This window comes from Actinomadura sp. J1-007 (genome assembly GCF_009793335.1).
Lineage (GTDB): Bacteria > Actinomycetota > Actinomycetes > Streptosporangiales > Streptosporangiaceae > Spirillospora > Spirillospora yumaensis.
The window spans coordinates 3090019-3112414 of sequence record NZ_WING01000001.1; the positions used below are offsets into that span (position 1 = coordinate 3090019).

At 71.0% G+C, this 22396-nt stretch carries 28 protein-coding genes and 1 pseudogene; 16 read left to right on the plus strand and 13 right to left on the minus strand.

What is annotated here, in order from left to right; translation table 11 throughout:
• Positions 1–126 precede the first annotated feature (126 nt).
• From GEV43_RS13965 to GEV43_RS13985, 5 genes are all read left to right on the plus strand, one after another.
• Positions 127–576 carry a helix-turn-helix domain-containing protein gene (locus GEV43_RS13965; RefSeq protein WP_160821066.1) on the plus strand — a complete coding sequence of 150 codons (450 nt, stop codon included), beginning with the start codon at positions 127–129 and terminating at the stop codon, positions 574–576.
• Positions 577–712: 136 nt separating this feature from the next.
• A complete protein-coding gene (locus GEV43_RS13970; RefSeq protein ID WP_309239627.1) occupies positions 713–1285 on the plus strand; it encodes a GNAT family N-acetyltransferase in 573 nt (190 codons plus the stop codon).
• A gap of 25 nt (positions 1286–1310) precedes the next feature.
• Complete coding sequence (locus GEV43_RS13975) at positions 1311–1733, plus strand: DUF3151 domain-containing protein (RefSeq protein WP_160821068.1); 423 nt, start codon at positions 1311–1313, stop codon at positions 1731–1733.
• 142 nt (positions 1734–1875) lie between these two features.
• Positions 1876–3159 (plus strand): adenylosuccinate synthase, encoded by a 1284-nt coding sequence (locus tag GEV43_RS13980; protein ID WP_160821069.1) that lies wholly within the window; start codon positions 1876–1878, stop codon positions 3157–3159.
• 112 nt (positions 3160–3271) lie between these two features.
• Positions 3272–4207, plus strand: a complete 936-nt coding sequence (locus GEV43_RS13985) for a glycerophosphodiester phosphodiesterase family protein (protein ID WP_160821070.1) — start codon at positions 3272–3274, stop codon at positions 4205–4207.
• Positions 4208–4297: 90 nt separating this feature from the next.
• On the opposite strand, the gene corA is transcribed toward GEV43_RS13985, so the two are convergent.
• On the minus strand, positions 4298–5398 hold the full coding sequence (gene corA, locus GEV43_RS13990) for a magnesium/cobalt transporter CorA (RefSeq protein WP_206681165.1): 1101 nt from the start codon (positions 5396–5398) through the stop codon (positions 4298–4300).
• Between the two features lie 392 nt (positions 5399–5790).
• On the opposite strand from corA, the gene purD reads away from it, so the two are divergent.
• Together purD and GEV43_RS14000 are read left to right on the plus strand one after the other, a co-directional pair.
• Entirely contained in the window at positions 5791–7038 is a 1248-nt protein-coding gene (gene purD / locus GEV43_RS13995; RefSeq protein WP_160821071.1) for a phosphoribosylamine--glycine ligase, read from the plus strand.
• A gap of 132 nt (positions 7039–7170) precedes the next feature.
• Positions 7171–7656: an ATP-binding protein gene (locus GEV43_RS14000; RefSeq protein WP_160821072.1), complete on the plus strand. Its 486-nt coding sequence runs from the start codon at positions 7171–7173 to the stop codon at positions 7654–7656.
• A 21-nt stretch (positions 7657–7677) separates the two neighbouring features.
• Here the strand turns inward: GEV43_RS14000 and GEV43_RS14005 are convergent, their stop codons facing one another.
• Positions 7678–8793, minus strand: a complete 1116-nt coding sequence (locus GEV43_RS14005; protein ID WP_206681166.1) for a family 2 encapsulin nanocompartment cargo protein terpene cyclase — start codon at positions 8791–8793, stop codon at positions 7678–7680.
• A 205-nt stretch (positions 8794–8998) separates the two neighbouring features.
• On the opposite strand from GEV43_RS14005, the gene GEV43_RS14010 reads away from it, so the two are divergent.
• Complete coding sequence (locus tag GEV43_RS14010) at positions 8999–9181, plus strand: hypothetical protein (protein ID WP_160821073.1); 183 nt, start codon at positions 8999–9001, stop codon at positions 9179–9181.
• Between the two features lie 4 nt (positions 9182–9185).
• Here GEV43_RS14010 and GEV43_RS14015 read toward each other — a convergent pair whose 3' ends face one another.
• From GEV43_RS14015 to GEV43_RS14025, 3 genes are all read right to left on the minus strand, one after another.
• On the minus strand, positions 9186–9968 hold the full coding sequence (locus GEV43_RS14015; protein WP_160824514.1) for an SAM-dependent methyltransferase: 783 nt from the start codon (positions 9966–9968) through the stop codon (positions 9186–9188).
• Between the two features lie 184 nt (positions 9969–10152).
• Positions 10153–10536 carry a hypothetical protein gene (locus GEV43_RS14020; RefSeq protein WP_160821074.1) on the minus strand — a complete coding sequence of 128 codons (384 nt, stop codon included), beginning with the start codon at positions 10534–10536 and terminating at the stop codon, positions 10153–10155.
• A gap of 44 nt (positions 10537–10580) precedes the next feature.
• Complete coding sequence (locus tag GEV43_RS14025; protein WP_160821075.1) at positions 10581–10805, minus strand: hypothetical protein; 225 nt, start codon at positions 10803–10805, stop codon at positions 10581–10583.
• Positions 10806–11142: 337 nt separating this feature from the next.
• Between GEV43_RS14025 and GEV43_RS14030 the strand changes: the two genes are divergently transcribed.
• The 6 genes from GEV43_RS14030 (at position 11143) to GEV43_RS14055 (ending at position 13362) form a co-directional block, all read left to right on the plus strand.
• On the plus strand, positions 11143–11895 hold the full coding sequence (locus tag GEV43_RS14030; protein ID WP_309239628.1) for a helix-turn-helix transcriptional regulator: 753 nt from the start codon (positions 11143–11145) through the stop codon (positions 11893–11895).
• Positions 11892–12074, plus strand: a complete 183-nt coding sequence (locus GEV43_RS14035; protein ID WP_160821077.1) for a DUF397 domain-containing protein — start codon at positions 11892–11894, stop codon at positions 12072–12074. The genes GEV43_RS14030 and GEV43_RS14035 overlap by 4 nt, the downstream gene beginning before the upstream one ends.
• A 132-nt stretch (positions 12075–12206) precedes the next feature.
• Entirely contained in the window at positions 12207–12389 is a 183-nt protein-coding gene (locus GEV43_RS14040) for a DUF397 domain-containing protein (RefSeq protein ID WP_160821078.1), read from the plus strand.
• Positions 12390–12539: 150 nt separating this feature from the next.
• A complete protein-coding gene (locus GEV43_RS14045) occupies positions 12540–12725 on the plus strand; it encodes a DUF397 domain-containing protein (RefSeq protein WP_206681167.1) in 186 nt (61 codons plus the stop codon).
• 132 nt (positions 12726–12857) lie between these two features.
• Complete coding sequence (locus tag GEV43_RS14050; protein ID WP_160821080.1) at positions 12858–13046, plus strand: DUF397 domain-containing protein; 189 nt, start codon at positions 12858–12860, stop codon at positions 13044–13046.
• A 130-nt stretch (positions 13047–13176) separates the two neighbouring features.
• Positions 13177–13362 carry a DUF397 domain-containing protein gene (locus GEV43_RS14055; protein WP_160821081.1) on the plus strand — a complete coding sequence of 62 codons (186 nt, stop codon included), beginning with the start codon at positions 13177–13179 and terminating at the stop codon, positions 13360–13362.
• Between the two features lie 138 nt (positions 13363–13500).
• Here the strand turns inward: GEV43_RS14055 and GEV43_RS14060 are convergent, their stop codons facing one another.
• Positions 13501–14355, minus strand: a complete 855-nt coding sequence (locus GEV43_RS14060; RefSeq protein ID WP_160824515.1) for an NAD(P)H-binding protein — start codon at positions 14353–14355, stop codon at positions 13501–13503.
• 162 nt (positions 14356–14517) lie between these two features.
• Here GEV43_RS14060 and GEV43_RS14065 point away from each other — a divergent pair, with 162 nt between their 5' ends.
• A complete protein-coding gene (locus GEV43_RS14065; protein WP_241683530.1) occupies positions 14518–15120 on the plus strand; it encodes a TetR/AcrR family transcriptional regulator in 603 nt (200 codons plus the stop codon).
• A gap of 149 nt (positions 15121–15269) precedes the next feature.
• Here GEV43_RS14065 and GEV43_RS14070 read toward each other — a convergent pair whose 3' ends face one another.
• From GEV43_RS14070 to GEV43_RS56090, 7 genes and pseudogenes are all read right to left on the minus strand, one after another.
• Positions 15270–15980 (minus strand): hypothetical protein, encoded by a 711-nt coding sequence (locus GEV43_RS14070; protein ID WP_160821083.1) that lies wholly within the window; start codon positions 15978–15980, stop codon positions 15270–15272.
• 1043 nt (positions 15981–17023) lie between these two features.
• Entirely contained in the window at positions 17024–17884 is an 861-nt protein-coding gene (locus GEV43_RS14075; RefSeq protein WP_160821084.1) for a xanthine dehydrogenase family protein subunit M, read from the minus strand.
• Positions 17885–17950: 66 nt separating this feature from the next.
• Positions 17951–19183 carry a styrene monooxygenase/indole monooxygenase family protein gene (locus GEV43_RS14080; RefSeq protein WP_160821085.1) on the minus strand — a complete coding sequence of 411 codons (1233 nt, stop codon included), beginning with the start codon at positions 19181–19183 and terminating at the stop codon, positions 17951–17953.
• A gap of 43 nt (positions 19184–19226) precedes the next feature.
• Complete coding sequence (locus GEV43_RS14085; RefSeq protein ID WP_160821086.1) at positions 19227–19943, minus strand: ATP/GTP-binding protein; 717 nt, start codon at positions 19941–19943, stop codon at positions 19227–19229.
• Positions 19921–20262, minus strand: coding sequence for a DUF742 domain-containing protein (locus GEV43_RS14090; protein ID WP_160821087.1), 342 nt, complete (start codon positions 20260–20262; stop codon positions 19921–19923). Before GEV43_RS14090 ends, GEV43_RS14085 begins: the two co-directional genes overlap by 23 nt.
• 67 nt (positions 20263–20329) lie before the next feature.
• The gene (locus GEV43_RS14095; protein WP_309239629.1) at positions 20330–20770 is read right to left on the minus strand and encodes a roadblock/LC7 domain-containing protein; all 441 of its coding nucleotides are present in this window, start codon (positions 20768–20770) and stop codon (positions 20330–20332) included.
• Between the two features lie 433 nt (positions 20771–21203).
• Positions 21204–21539: pseudogene (locus GEV43_RS56090) on the minus strand (ATP-binding protein); the annotation flags it as partial.
• Between GEV43_RS56090 and GEV43_RS50155 the strand changes: the two are divergent.
• The gene (locus GEV43_RS50155) at positions 21421–21897 is read left to right on the plus strand and encodes a hypothetical protein (protein WP_241684128.1); all 477 of its coding nucleotides are present in this window, start codon (positions 21421–21423) and stop codon (positions 21895–21897) included. The pseudogene GEV43_RS56090 and the gene GEV43_RS50155 overlap by 119 nt on opposite strands.
• The last annotated feature ends 499 nt before the right edge of the window (positions 21898–22396 follow it).

A 22396-nucleotide genomic window follows, 5' to 3' on the forward strand; every position in this document is an offset into this window, starting at 1 on the left:
GCTCGGGGCCGCGGCCGAGGCTCGTTCGGGCAGGGGCCCGGGGACGTTCCGTACGGACGTTCCCGGGCCCTTTCTCCGTCTTCGTCCGTCCTGCGTTGTATGACACAACTCGGGTAGTCTCGTGCTGTGGCGCTACCCCGCACCTACGACTCGCAGAACTGCTCGATCGCCCGTTCCCTGGAGGTCGTGGGCGACCGGTGGACGATGCTGGTGATCCGGTCCGCCTTCGAGGGCGTCCGCCGCTTCGACGACTTCCAGGACGCGCTCGGCGTCGCGCGCAACGTGCTGACCGACCGGCTGGCGCGGTTGTGCGAGGAGGGCGTGCTGCGGCGCGTCCCCTACCAGGAGCGGCCCGAGCGGTACGAGTACCGGCTGACCCGCAAGGGCGTCGAGCTCTGGCCCGCGATGATGACGCTGCTCGCGTGGGGCGACCGGCACTACGCCCCCGACGGCCCGCCGATGGTGATCAAGCACCGGGGCTGCGGCGGCACGATGACCGACCGGCTGGCCTGCGACTCCTGCGGCGCCCGGCTCGAACCGAACGAGGTCGAGCCCGTCCCCGGCCCCGGCGCCTGACCCGCGCCCCACCCAGGGCCCGCCGTCCGGCCTCTCCGTCCGTCCGTCCGATCGGTGGCGGTTTGCGGCCAAAGGGTTGCTTCACGCAACGCACTGCGGTGCAATGAGTTTCATGAAACAACTCAATGTGCGCGGCGTGGCTCACATTGGCTCCTGCGCGCCGGCGCTGGACGACGTGCGGATCCGTCCGTACGGCGTCGGCGACGACGACCGGCTGCGGCGGATGTCCGAGCGGCTCTCCAGGAACAGCCTCTACTCGCGGTTCTTCTCCGGGACGCCGCGCCTGCCCGAGCCGTACCTGGCCGCGATGCGGCGGCTCGACCACTGGGACCGGGAGGCGATGGTCGCGCTGCTGGACGGCGAGGCGGTCGGCGTCGCCGAGTACTGCCGGGACGCGGTCCGCCCGCACCGGGCCGAGATCGCCGTGCTGATCAGCGACCCGTGGCAGCGGCGCGGCCTCGGCAGCCGCATGGTCGGCTACCTGGCCCGGCTCGCCGAACGGCGCGGCATCACCGAGTTCGACGCCGACGTGATCCCGACCAACCGGGAGGCGGTGCTCGCGATCCGCAGCGGGTGGCCCGCGTCCCGTTCGGACGGCTCGGGCGGCTCGGCGCGGTTCCGGCTGCCGCTGCCGATCCCCGCGTGGACGCCGGTCCCCGTGCAGGCGCCGATCCCCGCGCGGGCGGGCGCTGAGCGGGTCCCAGGTTGATGGGCACCGCCCGGCCCGACTTACCATGACCGGCATGACGCAGAACCTGCTCGGCGGACCGCCCCCGACCGAACTCCCGGACAACGCCCCCGCCCGCGAGGCGCTGGAGAGCGGTGTCGATCCCGTCGAGGTGGCCGCGCGCCACCCGGAGCACCCCGCCGCGTGGGCCGCGCTGGCCGACCGGGCGTTCGCCGCCGGCTCGGTCATCGAGTCGTACGCCTACGCGCGCACCGGCTACCACCGCGGGCTCGACCAGCTCCGCCGCGCGGGCTGGAAGGGCCACGGCCCGGTGCCGTGGGAGCACGAGGCCAACAGGGGCTTCCTGCGGGCCCTGCACGCCCTGGGACGGGCCGCGGCGGCGATCGGGGAGGACGGGGAGGCCGAGCGCTGCCGGGCGTTCCTGCGCGACAGCAGCGCCGCGGCGGCCGACGCGCTCGCCACCGCCTGACCACATCGTCCCCCCGGGTCCCTCGCGGCACCCCGGGAACGGCGCGCGGTTTCTTCGGCTCGCGGCTGCGGGTACGATTTGATCGCAAGAGGCCCCTTCGCGCTTGCGATCAGGGGCCTTCGTCGTGGGAAGGGAAAGTGGCATGCCGGCCATCGTTCTTGTCGGAGCCCAATGGGGAGATGAGGGCAAGGGCAAGGCCACCGACCTGCTCGGCGGGGACGTCGACTACGTCGTCCGCTACCAGGGTGGCAACAACGCCGGGCACACGGTGGTGATCGGGGACAAGAGCTACGCCCTGCACCTGCTGCCGTCCGGGGTGCTGTCCCCGGACGTGGTGCCGGTGATCGGCAACGGGGTGGTCATCGACCCGGCCGTCCTGCTGCACGAGATCGACGGCCTGAAGGAGCGCGGGATCACCTGCGAGCGGCTGCTGATCTCGGCGGACGCGCACCTGATCATGCCCCAGCACGTGGCCCTCGACAAGGTCACCGAGCGCTACCTCGGCAAGGCGCGGATCGGCACCACCGGGCGCGGCATCGGCCCGGCCTACGCCGACAAGATCAACCGGATGGGCATCCGGGTGCAGGACCTGTTCGACCCCAACATCCTCACGCAGAAGCTCGACCTGTCGCTGCGCGAGAAGAACCAGGTCCTGACCAAGGTCTACAACCGCCGCCGGATCGAGACCGGCCCGATCGTGCAGGAGTACCTCGCCTACGGCGAGCGCCTCAAGCCGTACGTGGCCGACACGACGCTCGTCCTCAACAAGGCCCTGGAGGACGACAAGGTCGTGCTGCTGGAGGGCGCGCAGGGCACGCTGCTCGACATCGACCACGGCACCTACCCGTTCGTCACCTCCTCCAGCCCCACGGCGGGCGGGGCGTGCGCGGGCTCGGGCATCGGCCCCACCCGGATCGACCGGGTGATCGGGATCCTGAAGGCGTACACGACGCGCGTCGGGTCCGGGCCGTTCCCGACCGAGCTGCTGGACGAGTGGGGCGAGTACCTGCGCAAGACCGGCGGCGAGTACGGCGTGACCACCGGACGCGACCGCCGCTGCGGCTGGTTCGACGCGGTGATCGCCCGCTACGCCACGCGCGTCAACGGCGTCACCGACTACTTCCTCACCAAGCTGGACGTCCTGTCCGGCCTGGAGCGCGTCCCGGTCTGCGTCGCCTACGACGTGGACGGGCGGCGGGTCGACGAGCTGCCGACCACGCAGACCGAGTTCCACCACGCCAAGCCGATCCTGGAGTACCTGGACGGCTGGCAGGAGGACATCACGGGCGCCAAGACGTTCGACGACCTGCCGAAGAACGCCCAGGCGTACGTCCGGGCGCTGGAGGAGATGGCGGGCTCGCGCATCTCGGCGATCGGCGTCGGCCCCGGCCGCGACCAGACCCTCTCGCTGCACCCGCTCGTCTGAGTCCGGGCCCCGCCGTTGCGGCCGGCGGTGTTCGGGGCGCCATCGCCCGCGGTTCCACGGGCGATGGCGCTGCGGCCACGCGCCGTTCGGCCGCCGCCGGTACGGTTTCCCGGTGGATTTCAACGGGGGGCGCGCCGCCGGGGCGGGCGTCGAGGTGCACGGCCATCGGGGCGCCCGCGGCCTGCGCCCGGAGAACACGCTGCCCGGCTTCGCGTACGCGCTGGAGCTGGGCGTGGACGCCGTCGAGCTGGACGTCGGCCGTACCGCCGACGGCGTGCCGGTGCTCAACCACGACCAGGCGCTCTCGCCGCTGAACGTGGCCGACACCCGTCCGGCGACGCCCGGCGACCCGGCCTTCCCGTACGTCGGCACGCCGATCCGCGACCTGACGCTCGCGCAGATCCGGACCGTGGACGCGGGCGTGCGGCGCCCGGAGCGCCCGGCGGACGACCCGTTCGCCCGGACTCAGGCCCGGCTGCCCGGCACGCCGCTGCCCACGCTGGACGAGGCGTGCGCGCTGATCGGGACGGCGCCGGCCGTACGGCTGCACGTGGAGCTGAAGACCGACCCGTCGTGGCCGCGCGCGGAGGTCGCAGCGTTCACGGCGGCCGTGGCCGACGTGCTGGCCGCGCACGGCCTGACGGCGCGCGGGCGGCTGCTCGCGTTCGACTGGCGGGTGCTCGCGGAGGCCCGGCGGTACGACCCGCGGCTCGGCCGCGTCGCGCTCGTCGAACGCAAGACGCTCGTCCCGGGCGCGGGCTGGCTCGCGGGCCTGGACCCGGCGGACCCGGTCGGGTCGGCGCTGGAGATCGGCGCGACGGCGCTGTCGCCCGAGCATCTCCTGACGACGCCCGAGCTGGTCGGGGAGGCGGACCGGCTGGCGCTGCCCGTCGCGGTCTGGACGGTCAACGACCCCGCCGAGATGGCGCGGTTCGCCGGCTACGGCGTGGACGCGATCGTGACCGACCGGCCCGACCGGCTGCGCCGGGTCCTCGCGGGCCTCGGCCTGCCGCTCCCCGTTCCGGAACCGGCGCCGGTCTTGAGCTGAGCCACCCGCCCCGGGGGGTGTGGCCCACCTCGAAACCGGCGCACGTTCACGGCCGTCGGCGGCGCACGGCGCGCGGCGGGTGCGCGGGGCTCACAGCCAGCCGTTCCGGCGGAAACCGCGGTGCAGCGCCCAACAGGCGGCCGCGATCACGGTGAGGATCATCGGGTAGCCGTAGGTCCACTTGGTCTCGGGCATGTGGTCGAAGTTCATGCCGTAGATCCCGGCGATCGCGGTCGGCACCATGAAGATCGCACCCCAGGCGGAGATCTTCCGCATGTCCTTGTTGTCGGCGACGGTCACCTGGGTCATGTGCGCCTGGAGGATCGGGTTGAGCAGCTCGTCGTACGACTCGACCTGCTCGCGGACCCGGGTGAGGTGGTCCTCCACGTCGCGCAGGTACTCCTTGATCTCCGCCGGGACGAACCGGCGGCCGGTGAGGCTGCGCAGCGGCCCGGCGAGCGGCCCGACCGCCCGCTTGAGCTGGATCACCTCGCGCTTGAGGCGGTAGATGCGGCGCGACTCGTCGGTGCGCTCGGGCGAGAACACCGCCTCCTCGACCTCGTCGATGTCCTCCATGACCGCCTCGGCGACCGACACGTAGCCGTCCACCACGCGGTCGGCGACGGCGTGCAGGACCGCGGCGGGACCGAGCGCGAGCCGTGCGGCGTCGCCCTCCAGGCGCTCGCGTACGGAGCCGAGCTCGCCCTGCGCCCCGTGCCGTACGGTCACCACGAAGTCGGCCCCGCAGAAGATCATGATCTCGCCGGTCTCGACGACCTCGGCGCCGTCGGGGTCGCGGGCGACGTACCCGACGGTCTTCAGCACGAAGAAGTTGACGTCGTCGTAGCGCTCCAGCTTGGGCCGCTGGTGGGCGTGGATGGCGTCCTCGACCGCGAGCGGGTGCAGGCCGAAGACCTCGGCGAGCTCCGACAGCTCGGTGGCGGACGGCTCGTGCAGGCCGACCCAGACGAACCCGGCGCTGTCGCCGTTCGGGGTGAGGCGGCCGTCGCGGATGAGGCGGACCGCGTCGTCGACGGTCTCGGTGCAGACGCGGTTGCCGTCGATGTAGGCGGCCCAGTCGATGACGGCGGAGTCGCGGCGGCGGCCCTGCGCCGCGGGGCTGTGCGGACGTCCGCGGGTCTTGAACAGCGACATCGTCGCGCGACCCGGGCGGACTCGTGTCATGGCCATGAGGTGCTCCTAACCCGCCGGCCACACGCGCGCATCGCGCGCTCGACCCAGGCTTCAGCGAAGGGAGCGCGCGAGAACTATGGCCGGACGCCGTGCAGAGGCGGACGGAAGTACAGTCCCGCTCGGACTGTGAGGGTTCTCCGGCGAACTGCAAGTATCACCAGGAATCATCCCGACCACCTCCTTTCGCGTCCGGACATCAGGCCACGGCTGTGCAGCTTACCAGCCGACATTTGAGACGCTCCGGTCAACGCCGGGGTTCACCCACGGCCGCTGTGATCGCCCTCACCCCGCGTCCGGCCGGGCCGCCGCACCCCACCACAACGCCCTGGAACCAGGCGTTCATGCCCGCCGAGCCCGCGCGCCGGGCGGGGTCGGTAAGCTCGCTCCACGTGCGAGTACTCGTCCTTGGATCGGGTGGCCGCGAGCATGCGCTCGCCCGCGCCCTGCACCGCGACCCGTCCGTCACCGCCCTCCACTGCGCCCCCGGCAACCCCGGCACGGCGGAGATCGCGGACAACCACCAGCTCGACCCGGAGGATCCGACGGCGGTGACGGAGCTGGCCGCCCGGCTGCGCGTCGAGCTCGTCGTGGTCGGCCCCGAGGCGGTGCTCATGGCGGGGGTCGGCGACGCGCTGCGCGCCGCCGGGATCCCCTGCTTCGGCCCCGACCGCGAGGCCGCCAGGATCGAGGGTTCCAAGGCGTTCGCCAAGGAGGTCATGGCCGCCGCCGGAGTGCCGACGGCCGCCGCCCGCGTCTGCGAGTCCGAGTCGGAGGCCGAGGCGGCCCTCGACGCGTTCGGCCCGCCGTACGTGGTGAAGGACGACGGCCTCGCGGCCGGCAAGGGCGTCGTCGTCACCGAGGACCGCGCCGCCGCGGTCGCCCACGCCGCCGCCTGCGGCCGGGTCGTGATCGAGGAGTACCTGGACGGCCCGGAGGTCTCCCTCTTCGCCCTGTGCGACGGCGTGCACGCCGTCCCGCTGCTCCCCGCCCAGGACTTCAAGCGCGCCCGCGACGGCGACGAGGGCCCCAACACCGGCGGCATGGGCGCCTACACCCCGCTGCCGTGGGCCCCGTCCGAACTGGTGGACGAGGTGATGGCCACGGTCGTCCAGCCCGCCGTGGACGAGCTGCGCCGCCGCGAGACGCCGTACGTCGGCGTCCTGTACGCCGGGCTCGCGCTCACGTCCCGGGGCGTACGGGTGGTCGAGTTCAACGCCCGCTTCGGCGACCCCGAGACCCAGGTCGTCCTGGACCGGCTGGCCACCCCGCTCGCGTCGCTGCTCCAGGCGTGCGCGATCGGCGGGCTGGACCCGGCGTTCCGTCCCGCGTGGGAGCCCGGCGCCGCCGTCACGGTCGTCGTGGCCGCCGAGGGCTACCCCGCGTCCCCGGTCAAGGGCGACCCGATCACCGGCCTCGCCGACGCCGCGCAGGTGCCGGGCGCGTACGTGCTGCACGCGGGCACCCGCCTGGACGACGAGGGCCGCCCGGTCGCGAACGGCGGCCGCGTCCTGAACGTGGTGGGCAGCGGCCCCGACCTGGCGTCGGCCCGCTCCGCGGCGTACGAGGCGGTCGCGAAGATCGGCCTGCGCGGCTCCCACCACCGCACCGACATCGCCGAAAAGGCCGCGCTCGCCTGACCCCGGCCGGGCTCCGGACGAGTCCCGGAACCGACGCCCCGAACCGACGCCCCGTCCAGCCGAACGGCATGGGCGGGGCGTTCGGCGCGGGCGGGTTCCGTTCTGCGATCTTCAAAAGCGCCAGTGCGGGTAATGACCTACGTACACGAGGTGATCGGGTCGTGGGGGAGACCGGTGCACGAGGTGAACGGCGGTACGCGGCGGGCGGGCATGCCTCTACTGGGCGTGCGCCTGCCCGCCCGGCCCGAGGCCGTTGAGACGGCGCGCCACCAGGTCCGCGAGCTGCTCGCGCTGCACCGGGCCGACCCGTCCGCGATCGACAACGTGGAGCTGCTCACGTCCGAGCTGGTCACCAACGGCGTGGTGCACGTCGGCGGCGCGTCCCCCGGCACCGAGCTCGACCTGGCGCTGATCCGCGAGGGCGACCGGGCGGTGGTCGAGGTCCGCGACCCGAGCGGCGAGTTCTCCTACGAGAACGCGATGCCGGACGAGCTCGGCGAGTCGGGCTGGGGCCTGTTCATGGTGTCGACGATCGCCGACGACCACGGGGTGGACCTGTCCGAGGACGCCGGGAAGACCGTCTGGTTCACGCTCAGGGCGTGGGTTCCCGCGCGTTGAGCGCGTTCCGTACGGGCGCGGTCAGTTGTAGCGGGGGCTGGTGGCGTGCCAGTGCTTGGACCCGCCCATCCAGTTCCACAGACCGGCCATGAACCGTCCGAGCTCCGGGGACCCGGCGGCGGCGAGGGCGGCGGCCTCGGCCTCGACGGTGTGCATGAGCTCGTCGTGGATGTCGGCCGTACGGTCCACGGCGTCCTGGAGCGAGCAGCCTTCCTCGCGGGCGATCAGGTTGGGCAGGTTGGTGTCGGTGGGGTCCTCCTTGCCCATCGAGTACAGGTCGTTGAGCAGGACGGCGGCCGTACCGGCGTAGAGGTACGTGCCGCGCACCCGCGCGTCGGCGAACTCCTGCGGGGGCAGTTCGTAGCCGCCGATGGGGTCGAGCAGGACCATGCAGGGGAAGAACGCGTTCTCGTAGCGGTGCATGAGGTACTCCCAGACCGCCGGGACCCGGCTCGACGTGCGCCACTCCGCCTCCTGGCCGTACCCGACGAACATCACGGCCAGCTCGTGCCGCAGCCGCGCCACCTGCGTCGGGCTGGCGATCAAGGAGAGGTGGCCGAGCGCCGAACGGAACGCGCGCAGCACCGGCTCCTTCTGGACGACGCGTTCGAACTCGGGCGCGTAGCGGACCGGCAGGCGGACGGGGTCGACCACCGCGTGCGCCAGCGCGAGGCGGGGGCCGATGAGCTCGGGGGCCGCGTCCTCGCCCTCGTCCACCCAGTGGTCGTCGACCGACCACTCCGACAGCGCGCACCGGGCCGCGGCGAGGAGCCGGTCGGGGTCGTCGGTGTCGGGGTGGGTCAGCATCATCAGGTGCCCGAACTGGCACGACTCCAGCTTGTCCAGCCTGCCCTCGTAGATCCCGATCTCCTCGGCCCACTCCACGAGCCGCCGGTTGACCTCGTCGCCCAGCGCCGGATCGTCGCGTACGGCATCGGGGCAGTACAGCGGCGGAACCCGCACGGCCGATTCGCGCGGCGAGTCGTCCGCGAGCCGTTCGGCGAGCCTTGCGGCCGAGGTCCCCACCCCGGACGGCCCGGTCGGCGGCCGCGGCGCCGCGGACGGTGCCGGTGGGGCCGGGGTGGCGGGACGCGGAGTGTATGAGCGGTGGATCTCCGGCAGTCGGTAGGAAGGCATGCTTCCACGATGGACGGCCGTGACCGCCGGGGGGAAGCGGACGCAGGGAAGGCTGGCCGGTTGGCGAGGTCGGGATGCCGCCCCGGACCCCGGGGGGCTAGCCCCACCCCCGCTGGGGTGTCAGCGCCCATGTGCTCCGGGCGCGCGCTGCCTAGATTCGACAGTGACGGCGCGACCACCGCGCCACCGGACGGGGAGGACGACGATGGCCGTGCAGCAGGACCTGAACCGCACGACGGGGCCGCGGACGGGCCGTTCCAAGTTGCGCCGCCGTCTCGTGGTCGTCGGGGTGCTCGCGGTCGTGACGGCCACGTCCTCGACGCTGCCGCCGCCTCATGGCCTGTTCGGGCACGCCGCCGACTCGGGCGTGACGTCCACCGCCCCATGATCGTTCAGGGCTTTCGGGCCAGGCCGCAGAACTGGTAGACCGCCGGCGGGAGCCCGCCGATGTCGGTGGCGGGCGGGCGCCAGCGGGAGCAGGAGACCACACCGGGTTCCAGCAGTTCCAGGCCGTTGAAGAGGCGTTCCAGCTGGGCGCGGCTGCGCAGGCACATGGGGGCCACTCCGGCGTCGTTGCTCATGTCGACGGCCTGCTGGGCGGCCTCGCCGTTCACCTCTCCCGTGGGGTGGGCGATCGCCAGGTGGCTGCCGGACGGGACGGCGGCGAGGAGGCGGTCCACGATCCGTTGCGCCTCAGCGTCGTCGGTGACGAAGTTGAGTATGCCGAGCATCATGATCCCGACGGGCCGCGCGAAGTCCAGCGTCGTCGCGGCCTGGTCCAGGATCGCTTCAGGGGCGCGCACGTCGGCGTCGATGTAGTCGGTGGCGCCCTCGCGGGTGGAGGTCAGCAGGGCTTGGGCGTGGCGGAGCACCAACGGATCGTTGTCGACGTAGACGATGCGGCATTCGGGCGCGATGGCCTGCGCGACCTCGTGGGTGTTGTCGGAGGTCGGCAGCCCCGTTCCCAGATCCAGGAACTGCCTGATCCCGGCCTCCCGGACCAGATAGGTGACCGCGCGCCCCAGGAATCCCCTGTCGGCGCGGGCGGAGGCGACGATATCGGGGATAACGGCCTGGATCTGGTCGCCGAGTCCGCGATCGACGCTGTAGTTGTCCTTTCCGCCAAGCCAGTAGTTCCAGACGCGGGCCGTATGGGGGACGAGGGAGTCCCCCACCGGGCCCTGCCGCGTTTCGAGGGGCGTCTCACGGGGCGTCTCGCGGGGCGGCTCGCGGGGCGTCGATTTGTCGGTCACGAGGTGGCCTTCCGTACACGCCGTACATAGGCACTGTGCGGGACGGGGCGAGCATAGCCCCGCTTAGCGGTCGCCCCGGCTCGCTGCGCTCCGGCAGCCCTGCCGGTCAACGTTCCGTCGTCCTCGTCCCGTCGCAGCCATCGGTCTCGGCCTTGGTGGGGAGGTCGGCTGGCTCCGCCTCGGTGTGACGGTCGGCTGGCTCGGCCTCGATCTCCCGGTACCTGCGTACGCGGGCGACGTGTTTGCGACCGTCCTCATTGACCTCGATCAGCGTTTCGTTCGACAGGCCGTGCCGGCGCATGAGCGAGGTGAAGAACGGGGCGACGACCTGGTAAGCGCGCTGGATGCTCTTCTCGGCGGCTTGCGCGGGCTCGTCGGCGAGCCGTGCGTTGGCATGGTCGCGTGCCTGCGCGGCGATCTGGTCGATCAACGTCTTGGGGTGTCCGCGCGAGTGCATGGCCTCCTCCAGACCGACGAGCGCCAGGTCCACCAGCGCGGCCGGACGTACGAGGGCGGACCCGTGCGGCTGCCGCGTCATAGCCCCATCGCTTTGCGGATCACGGCCGCGGCCTCGTCGGTGGCTTCGGCGGTGGCGAGCAGCTTCCCGTCAGCCCAGGTGATCCACCATTCGGTGCCGTAATAGAAGCACCCGAAGTAGGCGGGACGGCGGTCGTATTCGCGGCGAACGACCCGCAATGCGGGCACCGATCCGTTCTCCACGACCGTGCAGAACAGCCCGGGAATCCGATTCAACGACACCGCGAGCCGTCCAAGGCATCGGTGCGGAATTGAACGGAGCGGGTCCGAAGCTGCGTCGCTTGGGGGCGCGGGCACTCCGTCCGGCGATGTGGACCGGCTGTTGTCTCGCGTACCGGCCGAGAGTCGGAATCGGCTGTGGCGTTCGGCTCGGTGTGCTCCCATATGTCTCACGTCCTCGCGCTACCGGGAGATCCATCGTTCTGGGGACTGCCAGAATGCGCCCTGCCGAGGTACCTTCGCTACGTTCCCGCACCAGTGGCAACATGCCGAAAGGACGATCACAGTGGGCCACTCTCTAGATCCAGATCGTTCGTTGTGGCACCTCATAGCCGTTGAGGTGCGGAGGCAGCGCATGGAGCACGGCTTGTCCGCCAACCAGTTGGCGATCCGTTTGGAGTGCGACCGGTCCACTGTTTCCAGAGTCGAGAACGGGCTCCGGCGACTCTCGGCGGACTACGCGGCGAAGCTGGACGAAATGTGGAATCTCGGACGTCTATTCAGCAGGCTCGTTAGGTTCGCGAACGCCACAGACGAGGGCGATTGGTTCACGGGTCTTACGGAACATGAGGCAGTGGCGACACATCACCGGATGTGGGAGGCGCTACTTGTGCCCGGACTCCTTCAGACGGAGGGGTACGCGCGAGCCGCGCTCAATGCCGGTCTCGTGGACGACGTGGAACGTGCACTGAAGACCCGCATGGCTCGTCAAGCAGCCGTGTTCGGGAAGCCCAAGATCCCGCATGTCTCCGTGCTCATCAACTGGGCGGTGCTCGCGCAACCGATCGGGCCTCCCGCGATCATGGTGGAGCAACTCGCACACTTGATCGAAATCGGAGAGCTTCCCAACGTCAGCGTGCGCGTGTTGGAACGGGAGGCAGGCGCGAATGTCGGCCTCGACGGCTCCTTCGCTCTGCTTACAGTCGATGATCGAGATATCGCGTTCGCTGATGCCCCGGAGCGCGGACGGCTCATGCTGGACCCGCCGGACGTGCAACGCTTCGGGGTACGGTATGACCGGATATCCAACGTCGCGGCCCCCGTCGGACCGTCGCGGCGACTACTTGAAAAAGCCATGGAGAGCTACAAATGACCCAGTGGCGCAAATCCAGCCGGAGCAACACGAGCGGCGGACAGTGCGTGGAAGTTGCTTCGTTCGTCGGCAACGTGGGTGTTCGCGACTCGAAGGACCCGGAAGGCCCCCGCCTCGCGCTCTCCCCGGACGCCTGGCGGACTCTCGTTGAACGACTCAAGCGCGACGACACAACCTGACAGGCCCTGCCCCCAGAACCCCCGGACACTCCCTGCTGGGTCTATCCGGGAGGTTCTTCGTACTGGACGACGGGCGACGATGGGACGCGACGGGGTTAGTAGGCGGAGAACACGACCTCGGGAGGCGCGGCAATGACGAAGTGGCGCAGGTCCAGCCGTAGCGGGACCTCCGGCGGTGACTGCGTCGAAGTTGCGGCGCTGGCACGCAACATCGGCGTTCGTGACTCGAAGGACCCGGAAGGCCCCCGCCTCGCGCTCTCCCCGGACGCCTGGCGAACTCTCGTTGAACGACTCAAGCACGACGCCCCGGCCTGACGAGCCCGTACCCCCGAAACCCCCGAACGCTCCCGGCTGGAGGCCGTACGGGGGTTTCTTCGTACTGGACGACGAACGACGATGGACGCGACCGGGGCAGGGGGGTGGAGAACACGAGCTATGGAGGTCACGAGCTATGGAGGTGCGGCAATGACGAAGTGGCGCAAGTCGAGCCGTAGCGCTACGTCATCGAACAGCGACTGTGTAGAGGTTGCACGCATGGCGAGCACCATCGGCGTTCGTGACTCGAAGGACCCGGAAGGTCCCCGCCTCACTCTCTCCCCGGACGCCTGGCGGGCGCTCGTTGAACAGCTCAAGTACGACGCCACAGCCTGACAGGCCCTGCCCCCTGGAACCCCCGGCCACTCGCTACTGGGTCCATCCGGGGGTTTCTTCGCGCTGGACGACGGGCGACGATGGACGCGACCGGGTTAGTAGGCGGAGAACACGAACTCGGGAGGCGCGGCAATGACGAAGTGGCGCAAGTCCAATCGCAGCGGGACGAGCGGGAACCAAAGCGACTGCGTCGAAGTTGCGGCGCTGGCACGCAACATCGGCGTTCGTGACTCGAAGGACCCGGACGGCCCCCGCCTCGCGCTCTCCCCGGACGCCTGGCGAACTCTCGTTGAACGGCTCAAGCACGACGACACAGCCTGACAAGCCCTGCCCCCGGAACCCCCGGACACTCCCTACTGGGTCCATCCGGGGGTTTCTTCGCGCTGGACGACGGGCGACGATGGACGCGACGGGGGCAGGGGCGGAGAACACGAACTCGGGAGGCGCGGCAATGACGGAGTGGCGCAAGTCGAGCCGTAGCGCTACGTCAGACAACACCAGTTGCGTAGAAGTTGCAGCGCTCGCGCGCAACATCGGCGTTCGCGACTCGAAAGACCCGGACGGCCCCCGCCTCGCGCTCCCCACAGACACTTGGCGGGTGCTCGTTGAACGGCTCAAGCGCGACGCCACAGCCTGACGGGCCCGCCGACTGTGGGCCTCCGGATGCTTCCCGTGGAGCTGTCTGGGGGGTTTCGTGCTGGGCCTTGGGGCGATCCGCTGGTGTGTCCCGGCTTGTACGCCCAGGTCGACGGACGGGTGAACGACGACGAGGGGTTCAGGTGGCGAGGTGGGCTGCGAGGCGGGCGGGCACGCTGTTGGGCTCGCGGCCGAGGAGTCGCGCCAGCAGGGGGTCGGCTTCTGCGAAGTAGCCGGCGCGGGCGGCCTCGTACCAGGTGAGCAGGAACCGCGCCGTCTGCTCGGGGACTCCGAGCCTGATCTGGTCGGCGACCCACTGTTCGTCGTTCAGGACGGTGCGCTCGATGGTGCGGCCTGTCAGGTCGGAGGCGATCTTGGCGATCTCGTCGAAGGTGAGGGCGGTCGGCGCGGTGAGGTCGATCGGGCCGTCGAAGGAGCGGTCACCGGCGAGGATGACCGCGATGGCCTCCGCCACGTCCGCACGGTCGGTGTACGGGGCGGGACCGTCTTCCGGTCGGACGATCTCCCCAGTCCGCTGCCACGGGCCGAGCACCTGGTCCAGCGTGCCGTAGGCGCCGTTGCGCAGCGCGGTCCAGGCCACTCCGGACTCGGCGAGGGCGGCCTCGGTGGCCATGTGGACCTCCGACGGCCCGTACGGATTGCCGCGGACGGCGCCCTGCTGGCTCGTGTAGAGGATCCGCTGGGCGCCGGCGGCGACGGCGGCCTCGATGGCGTTGCGGTGCAGGACGACCAGGTCGGCCGCCGGGTCGTTGCCCGACACCAGGAGCACCTGCTCGGCCCCGGCGAACGAGTCGCGCAGCGCGGCCGGATCCTCGTAGGAGCCCTGCCGCACACGGACGCCGCGATCGGCCAGATGCCGCGCCCCGGCGACGTCACGGACGCTGACGCCGATCCGGTCCGCGGGTACGCGCTCAAGAAGGTTCGCGACGACGGCGCTGCCGAGCCCGCCGGTGGCACCGGTGACAACGATCATGCTGGTGGCCTCTTCCTGTCCGTCCACGCCGTATCCGCCCTGGTAGAGGGCGAGGTTCTAAGTTGACCTCGTAGGTCAGTTTACGGCCCGTTGATGACAGTAGGTAAACTGACCCCGGGAGTCAAATTTCGATGCCGGGCGGCAGGAGAGTCGGTGAGGACCTTGACCGGTACGGCGCCATCGCGACCACGGCTGCGCGCCGATGCCAGGCGCAACTCCGAGCAGATCCGGTCCGCCGCGATCGGCGCGTTCCAGGGACGGGGCCTGGCGGTGCCGCTGGAGGAGGTCGCCAAGGCCGCCGGCGTGAGCAAGGCGACGATCTTCAACCGGTTCGGCGGCCGGGTCGGCCTCATCGAGGCCGTCATCGAAGAGGTCGTCGCCACGGAGCTGTTCGCCGTCATCGATCACACGCGGACGATCGATGACGTCGGCGAGCGGATCACGTACTACCTCACGGCGCTCCGCGACCTCCAGTACCGCCAGCCCGCGGTCAACGACGTCCTGTTGCAGGCGTATCCGCACTCGCGGCAGCTCATGGAGATCTGCCGAGTCGGAAGCGAGTTCAACGACGAACTCGTCGCCGCGGCGCGGGACTCCGGTGCGCTGCGGCCGGAGTTCACGGCGAGCGACCTGCAAGCACTTGTCCACGACAACGCCCTCGCCCTCAAACACGGCACGCGGCCTCCCCGGGACGACTACGACCGCCGCACCACTTACCTTTTGGACGGGATCCGCGGCCACCGGCCCGCTCCTGGCGGACGATGACAGCGCCCCTGCCCTGAAGCGGCGAACGGCCACCGGACCGTTCAAGTGCCGTTGCGGTACCTGGGGGCCGCCTACCCGCCCGGGAGAACACCCTTTTTGGGATCCGACCCTTTGTCTGTGGAGGCGTCGGGCGGGGAACTCGGTTTCGGTCAGTTTCCGGTCAGTGCCTGGGTGATGGCGAGTGCTTGATCGGGAGGGAAGGCGTCGGGGTGTGCTGGACAGCGGCGGCTGTGGGGTTCGTCGCAGATCAGCGCGCTGTTGGGGAGTCGCCTCCAGTGGGCGGGTTCCCAGTAGGCGGCATTCTTGAAAAGCAGGGCTTCGGCGACGTGCTGAGGAACGGGGCTTGCGGTGATGCGGCCCAACGCTGTGGTGAGGACGGAAACCGCGTCGTCGGGTAGGTCGGCGTCTCCGAGCGCGGGCAGCAGCAGGAGGAGCCGCCGGGCAGGGTCGCCGATGCTGGTCGGGGCCGAGGAGGGCGGCTGGTGGGCGATGGCGTCCAGCTCCCGCCAGGACAGTCCCGGCCCGACGAGGCAACCATCGATGGCGGCCAGTTGGAAAGCGTGTGGCCAGGCCGGATGTGAGAGTAGGAAGTCCACGCCCATGTCGTCGGTCAAGTTGCGGTAGATGACGTGGACGGTGGCTCGGCTGCGGAGCCGAACGCTGAAGACGGGCCAACGATCAGGGTCGAACAATTGCTCGCTGAGTACTTCGGCGTCCTCGATGTCCACACCGAAACCGCCCTGGAGGTCATCGAGTCCGGTGGCCCCGACCGTCAGGGCGTGCACCGCCCAGAAGCTCGGGTCGTTGAGGAGATCGGAGCCGTCGCTCAGCGGATCGTCCTCGTAGCCCGTGATCAGCACGCCGGGATGATCCCAGGATTCCGCGGACGGCGGCAACGAGCGCATGATCTGTCACGGTGGGCAGGACCCGTTTGCGGGGCAGCGGCGGCCCCGGGCCGTCATTGGGCTTCGCGCGGGCGGGAGCACTCGCCTGGCTCGTCCATGTTCCAGGCGCTGGGCACCGGGGCTTCGCAGACGGCGCAGAAGAAGTGATCGTCCTTGACGATGTTGCGCTGGTGGCATCGGAGGCAGCGACGGAAAACGATGGGGTGGGTGAAGCCGCGGGGTGGTCGATCCCTGCGGGGCAACGCATCTGGCTCGTCTCGTCGGACGAGCCGGTTGGGTGAGGGGTCGCGGCGCTTCTTTGGCGTTGGTGGGGTCGGGGCTGTTGCTAGAAGCGCGGTGGGCCTGTGGCGTTCGCGTACGTCGCTCAAGGCTTTGGCTTATAGCGGTACGTCAGGCCGTACACGTCCTCGCCGTTCTTGAATTGCACCTGTGGCACAGCTGTTGAGGATTCAGGCGGTGTCGAAATGAGTCCATATCGGGCCACGCGGAGGGCCGTTTTGCCGCCCTTGCCGGGGCGCGGAGGGGGCATGACCCACCAACGCCAGGTCCCGTCCTCGCATCCCATGCTGACGAGGTAGCCCCTCCGGTGCCGAGTCGTTCCGCCCTCGCAGCCGACGCCTGTCCGGTACAGCGAGAACTTCCCGTCGGCTTTGAAGGAGAAGGAATCATCTGCCACGCCCCATTGGCCTTCTATCGCTTTGAAATCGCCATCCTTTATTGGCGGGCCTAGGCCCTCGTAGTCGGGCGGGTGGAGGACGTTCGACGGCGGGTCGTTCCAGGCACGGTGCGGGGACGGGCGGGCGGCGGGGCTGGTTCGCCGTTCGGTCGCCGGGGTGGGGTCGGCGGTGCAGGAGGTCACCAGGATCGCTGCACACAAACAGCCCATTATGGAGGAATTTCGCCGCATGGCGGGCCATGCTAGTCCACTAGGTTCCGCTCGTTTGGAAGAGCGCTGGTGGAGCAGTCGGCGGGCTTCCGGAGGAGGGACGAAGTCCCTTTCAGGGAGGGGTTTTTGTGTAGTGGGTCCAGGACCAGAGGAGGGTTCGGCGGGCGATTATGGCCAGGGCGTGGCGGCGGTAGGCGGCGGTGGCGCGGATGTCGTCTACGGGGTCGGCGGCTTCGCGGACGAGTTGTGCGAATCGTTCGACGGTGGCTGGGGGTACCGGTTCTCGGCCTTGCCAGTCCAGTTCGGCGGAGAGGAAATCTTCGGCGGCTCGGGCGCGGCGGGGAGTTGAGGCGGCTGCGCCTATTCCGGTTCCGACCTGGTGGCGGCACGGGTGCAGGGCGATGGCGAACGAGCAGAGGGCGGTCACCATCGCGTTGCGGTGGCCGACTTTCGCGAAGTACTGCGGGCCGGAGGCGATTCTTACGTGGACGCTGTGGATCAGTTCGTCGGCGCTCAGCGTGTTTCCGCCGGGTCGGTAGAAGTCGTCGGCTGGGATTTGGCGCGTTCCTCTGGCGGCTGAGGCGACCTCGATTCGGGCGTTGCAGGCCAGGAGGAGGGGATGGCTGATTCCCTTCGCGGCGGCGGTGCCGAGGTTGCCGCCGATCGTCGCGCGGTTGCGGATCTGGCGGGAGCCGACCGTTCGGGCGGCCTGTGCCAGTCCGGGTAAGTGTCCGGCCAGTTCATCGATGAGGCGGGCGAACGTCACGCCCGCGCCTATGCGGATGGACGATTCCGAGCGTTCCCACTCGGCCAGTTCCGCCACCGGGCCCAGGTCGAGCAGGACGGGCGGGCGGGAACGGCCCGCGTTGACCTCCACCATGACGTCGGTCGCACCGGCCATGGGCGTCACGGCGGCTCCGGCGGCCTTGGCCGCCAATGCGTCCTGCCAGTCGGCGGCCCGTACGAACTCCACTCCCCGACCATTTCCCGGCGTGGGCAAACAGCCTGCAACCTGTTTCTCAGGGGTTCGCCCAGAACGCTAGGGAGTGGCCACCTCGGCCAGGTAGCGCTCGGTCTTGGCGGGGTCCAGGAGCCAGTCGTCGAAGTCGGCCGGATTGGCGTAGCCGTGGGCGAAGCGGTAAGCGACCGCGTCATTGTGGGAAGCGGTCGCGAGGACTTTCTGGACGTGTTCCGGCAGGGGCCCGAGCATCATGTTGGTGTAGGCGGTGGGGTACCGGGCGTACTCCCAGTACTTCTCGAACGTCCGGCGCATCCAGTCGGCGTCGAACGGGCCGTCGCCGTGCCGCAGGATCTCTTTGAAGTAGATGTCGGCGCAGCGTGCGGCGTTGTTGGAGCCCTGGCCGGTCACCGGGTCGTTCGCGACGACCACGTCGGCCATGCCGAGGACGAGGGCGTCCGCGGACAGCCTGCCGACGGGGTGGCGGACGACGGGCGCGTAACCGCCGTACAGGGTACAGCGGGCGTCGGTGGGCTCCGCGTTGACGGTGCGTTCGTACTCCCACGGGGCGTACTCGCGCATGAGGTCGAGCGTGCGGGCGAGGTGGCCCGCGGGGTCCGGACGGTCGTCCCAGCAGTCGAACGGCCCGCCCGGGACCGCCTCCCACAGCAGGATGTCGCAGGGGCCGGTGTTGGTGTAGCCGGGCATGAAGAACAGCTCGCCGATCCCCGGCGTGGCCGTGATCCGCACATGCGGCTCGGGGTGGCCGGGCCAGGGCGTCATCCCGTGCAGGTAGACGCACGACAGGTGGCGCTGCGGACGGTCGTAGGGCGAACGGCTCGCGTCGCGGTCGAACAGCTCGACCAGCTCGCCCTTGCCCGCGGCGATGATCGTCAGGTCGTAGAGCGCGGCGAGGCCCTCCAGGTCGGACGTCATCACGCTGTGGTAGACGACGTTCCCGCCGCGTTCCTCGAACAGTTCGAGCCAGCCGGCCATCTTGACCCGCTGGTCCACCGACTGCGCGTAGTGGTCCCAGCGGCCGAGCGTCTGGAACGCGCGGGTGCCCGGCGGGCCCGCGACGGTGACGCGCTGCGCGACGATCTCCGGCGCGACGTCCTCCCAGAGGTTCAGGCCGCGGTCGCGTTCGATCTGGAGCTGCGGCCAGAACATGCACTGCGTGGACATGATCCGGCCGTACCGGATCTCGTCGGGCGTGCGCGCCGACATGACGGTCACGTCGTAGCCCTCGGACCGCAGGCTCAGGGCGAGTTGCAGGCCCGCCTGGCCCGCTCCGACGATCAGGATCCTTCGCACTGGTTCCTCCTCGGCCGGGCGCCGGCGGACGGTTCTGGACGGGTCATCGGGCGGCGAGGGGGTCGGTCCTGCGGCCCGCGGTGCCGGTGAGGGGGCCGGTCCCGCGGCCCGCGGTGCGGTCGAGGGTGTGGGCGAGCGTCTCGGTGAGGACCTGGACGACCGAGCCGCGGTCGCGGGCGTCGCAGGTGGTGAGCGGCACGTCGGCGTCCAGCCGGAGCGCCTCGCGGATCTGCGGGAGCCGGTGCGTCTGCCGCCCGTCGAACAGGTTCACCGCCACGATGAACGGCACGTCGGAGTCGTTCTCGAAGTAGTTGACCGCCGCGAACGACACGTCCAGCCGCCGCGTGTCCACCAGGATCACCGCGCCGCTGGCCCCGCGGCACAGGTCGTCCCACATGGGCCAGAACCGCGGCTGCCCCGGCGTCCCGAACAGGTACAGCACCAGGTCGGACGCCAGGGTGACGCGGCCGAAGTCCATCGCGACGGTCGTGGTGGTCTTGCCCTCCGCGTCGCCGAGCGGGTCGACGGTCCTGGCCGCCTGCGTCATCCACGCCTCGGTGTTCACCGGCGGGATCTCGGAGATCGCCTCCACCAGCGTCGTCTTGCCGACGCCGAACCCGCCCGCGACGACGATCTTGACCGAGGTCCGCGGCCCGGGTGCGCGGGGCGGTCCGGGCGGTCCGGCGCGGCCCGGACGGCGCTCCGGGACGCCGGGGGACGGCCCGCGGCCGGACGGGTCAGGCGAGCTCGCGTAGACCATCGATCACTCTCTCCAGGACGTTCCGGTCGTACGGCGAGGTGCCCTCCGCGGCGATCGCGATCCGGTCGCCCGCGGCCAGGTCGGCGAGCAGGACGCGGGTGACCCCGAGCGACACGCCGCAGTGGGCGGACAGTTCGGCGACCGACTCGCTGGTGGCGTGCGCCCGCTCGTACAGCGCCCTCGCCTCGGGGAGCAGTCGCTCGGCGAACGCCGCGTCGTACCGGCGACCGGAGATCACCGTGTGCACCAGCAGGTGCGTGCGGCCCCGGGTCCGCCCGCCGGTCAGCACGTAGGGCCGCACCCAGGGATTGGCCGTCATGATCCCCCTCCCGGCGCCGGCGGGACGGCGACCGCGACCGCGCGTTCGGGTGGGGGGCTGGTGGTGGTCATGGCATCGCCTGCTCGGTCATCCGGCGCAGGTCGTCGCGCATCTGCGGGGTCAGCACATGCCCGGCGCCGCGTACGAACTGGGACATCTCGTGGGCGACGGCGCCGAGGTTGGCGCCCTCGGCGACCAGGACGACCAGCCCGGCGAGGCTCCCGATGCCCATGAACAGCAGGTGCCCGGCGGCGAACCGCAGCATGATCTGGTCGCAGCCGCCCTCCCCGACGTGCCGCGCGATGCTGTTGCCCACGCTGATCATCCCGCTGGTGAGCGCGGCCATCGGGTCCACGAACTCCGACGGCATCGTCCCCGACTCCACGAGCGCGAGCCCGTCGGACGACACGATCAGCGCGAACCGTACGCCGGGGGTGGAGTCGGCGAACTGCCTGAGCAGCCACCCGAAGTCCTGGGGCCCCTTGGGCCCGGTGGAGGCGATGGTCACGGCCGTCCTTCCTCCCGCTCGTCCTCGCGCCCGTCCTCGTCGGCGTGCTCGTCGTCGAGGCGGCGCGTTCCGGCCTTGAACGCCTCCAGGTCGGCGGCGAACGACTCGTTCCCTGTGGACGGATCCGCGGGGACGGCGGGGCCGCCGTCCCGCCGTCCGCCGCGCGGGGCGTGCCGACGGGGCGCAGGCTCGTCCGCTCCCTGCGGGGCAGGCCGCCGAGATCGGCGTCGCCCTCCGCGCCGTCCGGCGCGATCCGGACGGGCGGTGCCACCGGCGCGGGCCGTTCCGCCCGGTGCGCCATGGTCAGGTGCGCCATCTCCGGAGGCGCGCCGGCGGGACGGGCCTCCTCCGCCTGGATCTCGCACAGCAGCGAGGCGGGAATGGTCACCATGGCGACCGTCCCGCCGGTCTTCGCCGCGAGCCGTACGCCGACGCCGTGCCTCCTGGCCAGCCTGTGCACCACCGGGAACCCGGTCTGCCGCGCCGTCTCGGCGCTCATCGCCGGAACGGGCCCGGACAGCGTCGCGTTCAGCGTCTCCACCTGCGTCGCCGACATGCCGATGCCCGAGTCCTCGATGCGGAGCATGACGCCGCCGTTGTCGAGTAGGTGGGCGCTGACGGTCACCGCCGCGGGCGAGTAGCGGGTCGCGTTGTCCAGCAGCGCGGCGACGAGCGACGCCAGGTCCTCCGCCGCGTACGCGGGCACCGCGAGCTCCACCACGCGCAGGATCTGGACCTGCCGGTACTGCTCGATGGACGACTCGGCCATCCGCACGACGTCCAGCAGGGACGTGTCCGGGCCGGAGATCTCCTCATCGTCGCGTCCCGCGAGGATCCGCAGGTCGCGGGCGGCCCGCCGCATCCTCGTCACGCCGTGGTCGATCTCGTACAGCGCCTCCAGCCGGTCCGGGTCCTCCTCCTCGCGTTCGAGGAGGTCCATCGCCGGGCGCATCTTCTCCGCGAGCACGAGCAACTGGAGGCAGAACCGTTCGCACACCTCAGGCCACAGATCCGGCCCCGCACCCCGCACCGCCGCCGCCGAGGCGAGAACGGGCAGCCCCGCCGCCGGAGCTTCAGGAACGTGCACCCTCTCGGCGACGTCCGCCAAACCGTCGGCCTCAGCCTGACCTGGATGAGGTGGTGCGAACGCCTGCGGCGGAGCGGAGGGTTGGGGCGGAGCGGAGGCTTGGGATGGAGCGGACGCTTGGGGTGGAGCGGAAGCTGGAGCTGGCGCGGACGCCTGCGATGGGCTGGACGCCTGCGGTGACGCGGGCACGTAAGGCACCGCGGCCTCGTGGGGCAATGCGGGCGCATGGAACGGCGCGGGCGCTTGAGGCCCTGCGAGCGCGTGAGGCCCTGCGGGCGCCGGGGGTGGCGCGGACCCGTGGGGTGGCGCGGACGCCTGGGGTGGAGCAGACGCGTGGGATGGGGCGGCCGCTTGGGATGGTGCGGTCCCCTGAGGTAGCGCGGACGCGTGGGGTGCGGCGGACCCGTGGGGTTCCCTGAACTCTTGGGGTGCGACGGACACCTGAGGTGGCACGGACGCCTGAGGTGGCGCGGACGCCTCGGGTACGGCGGACGCGTCGAATGGCGTGGGGGGTTGGGGTGGGGTGGAGGTGTTGAAGG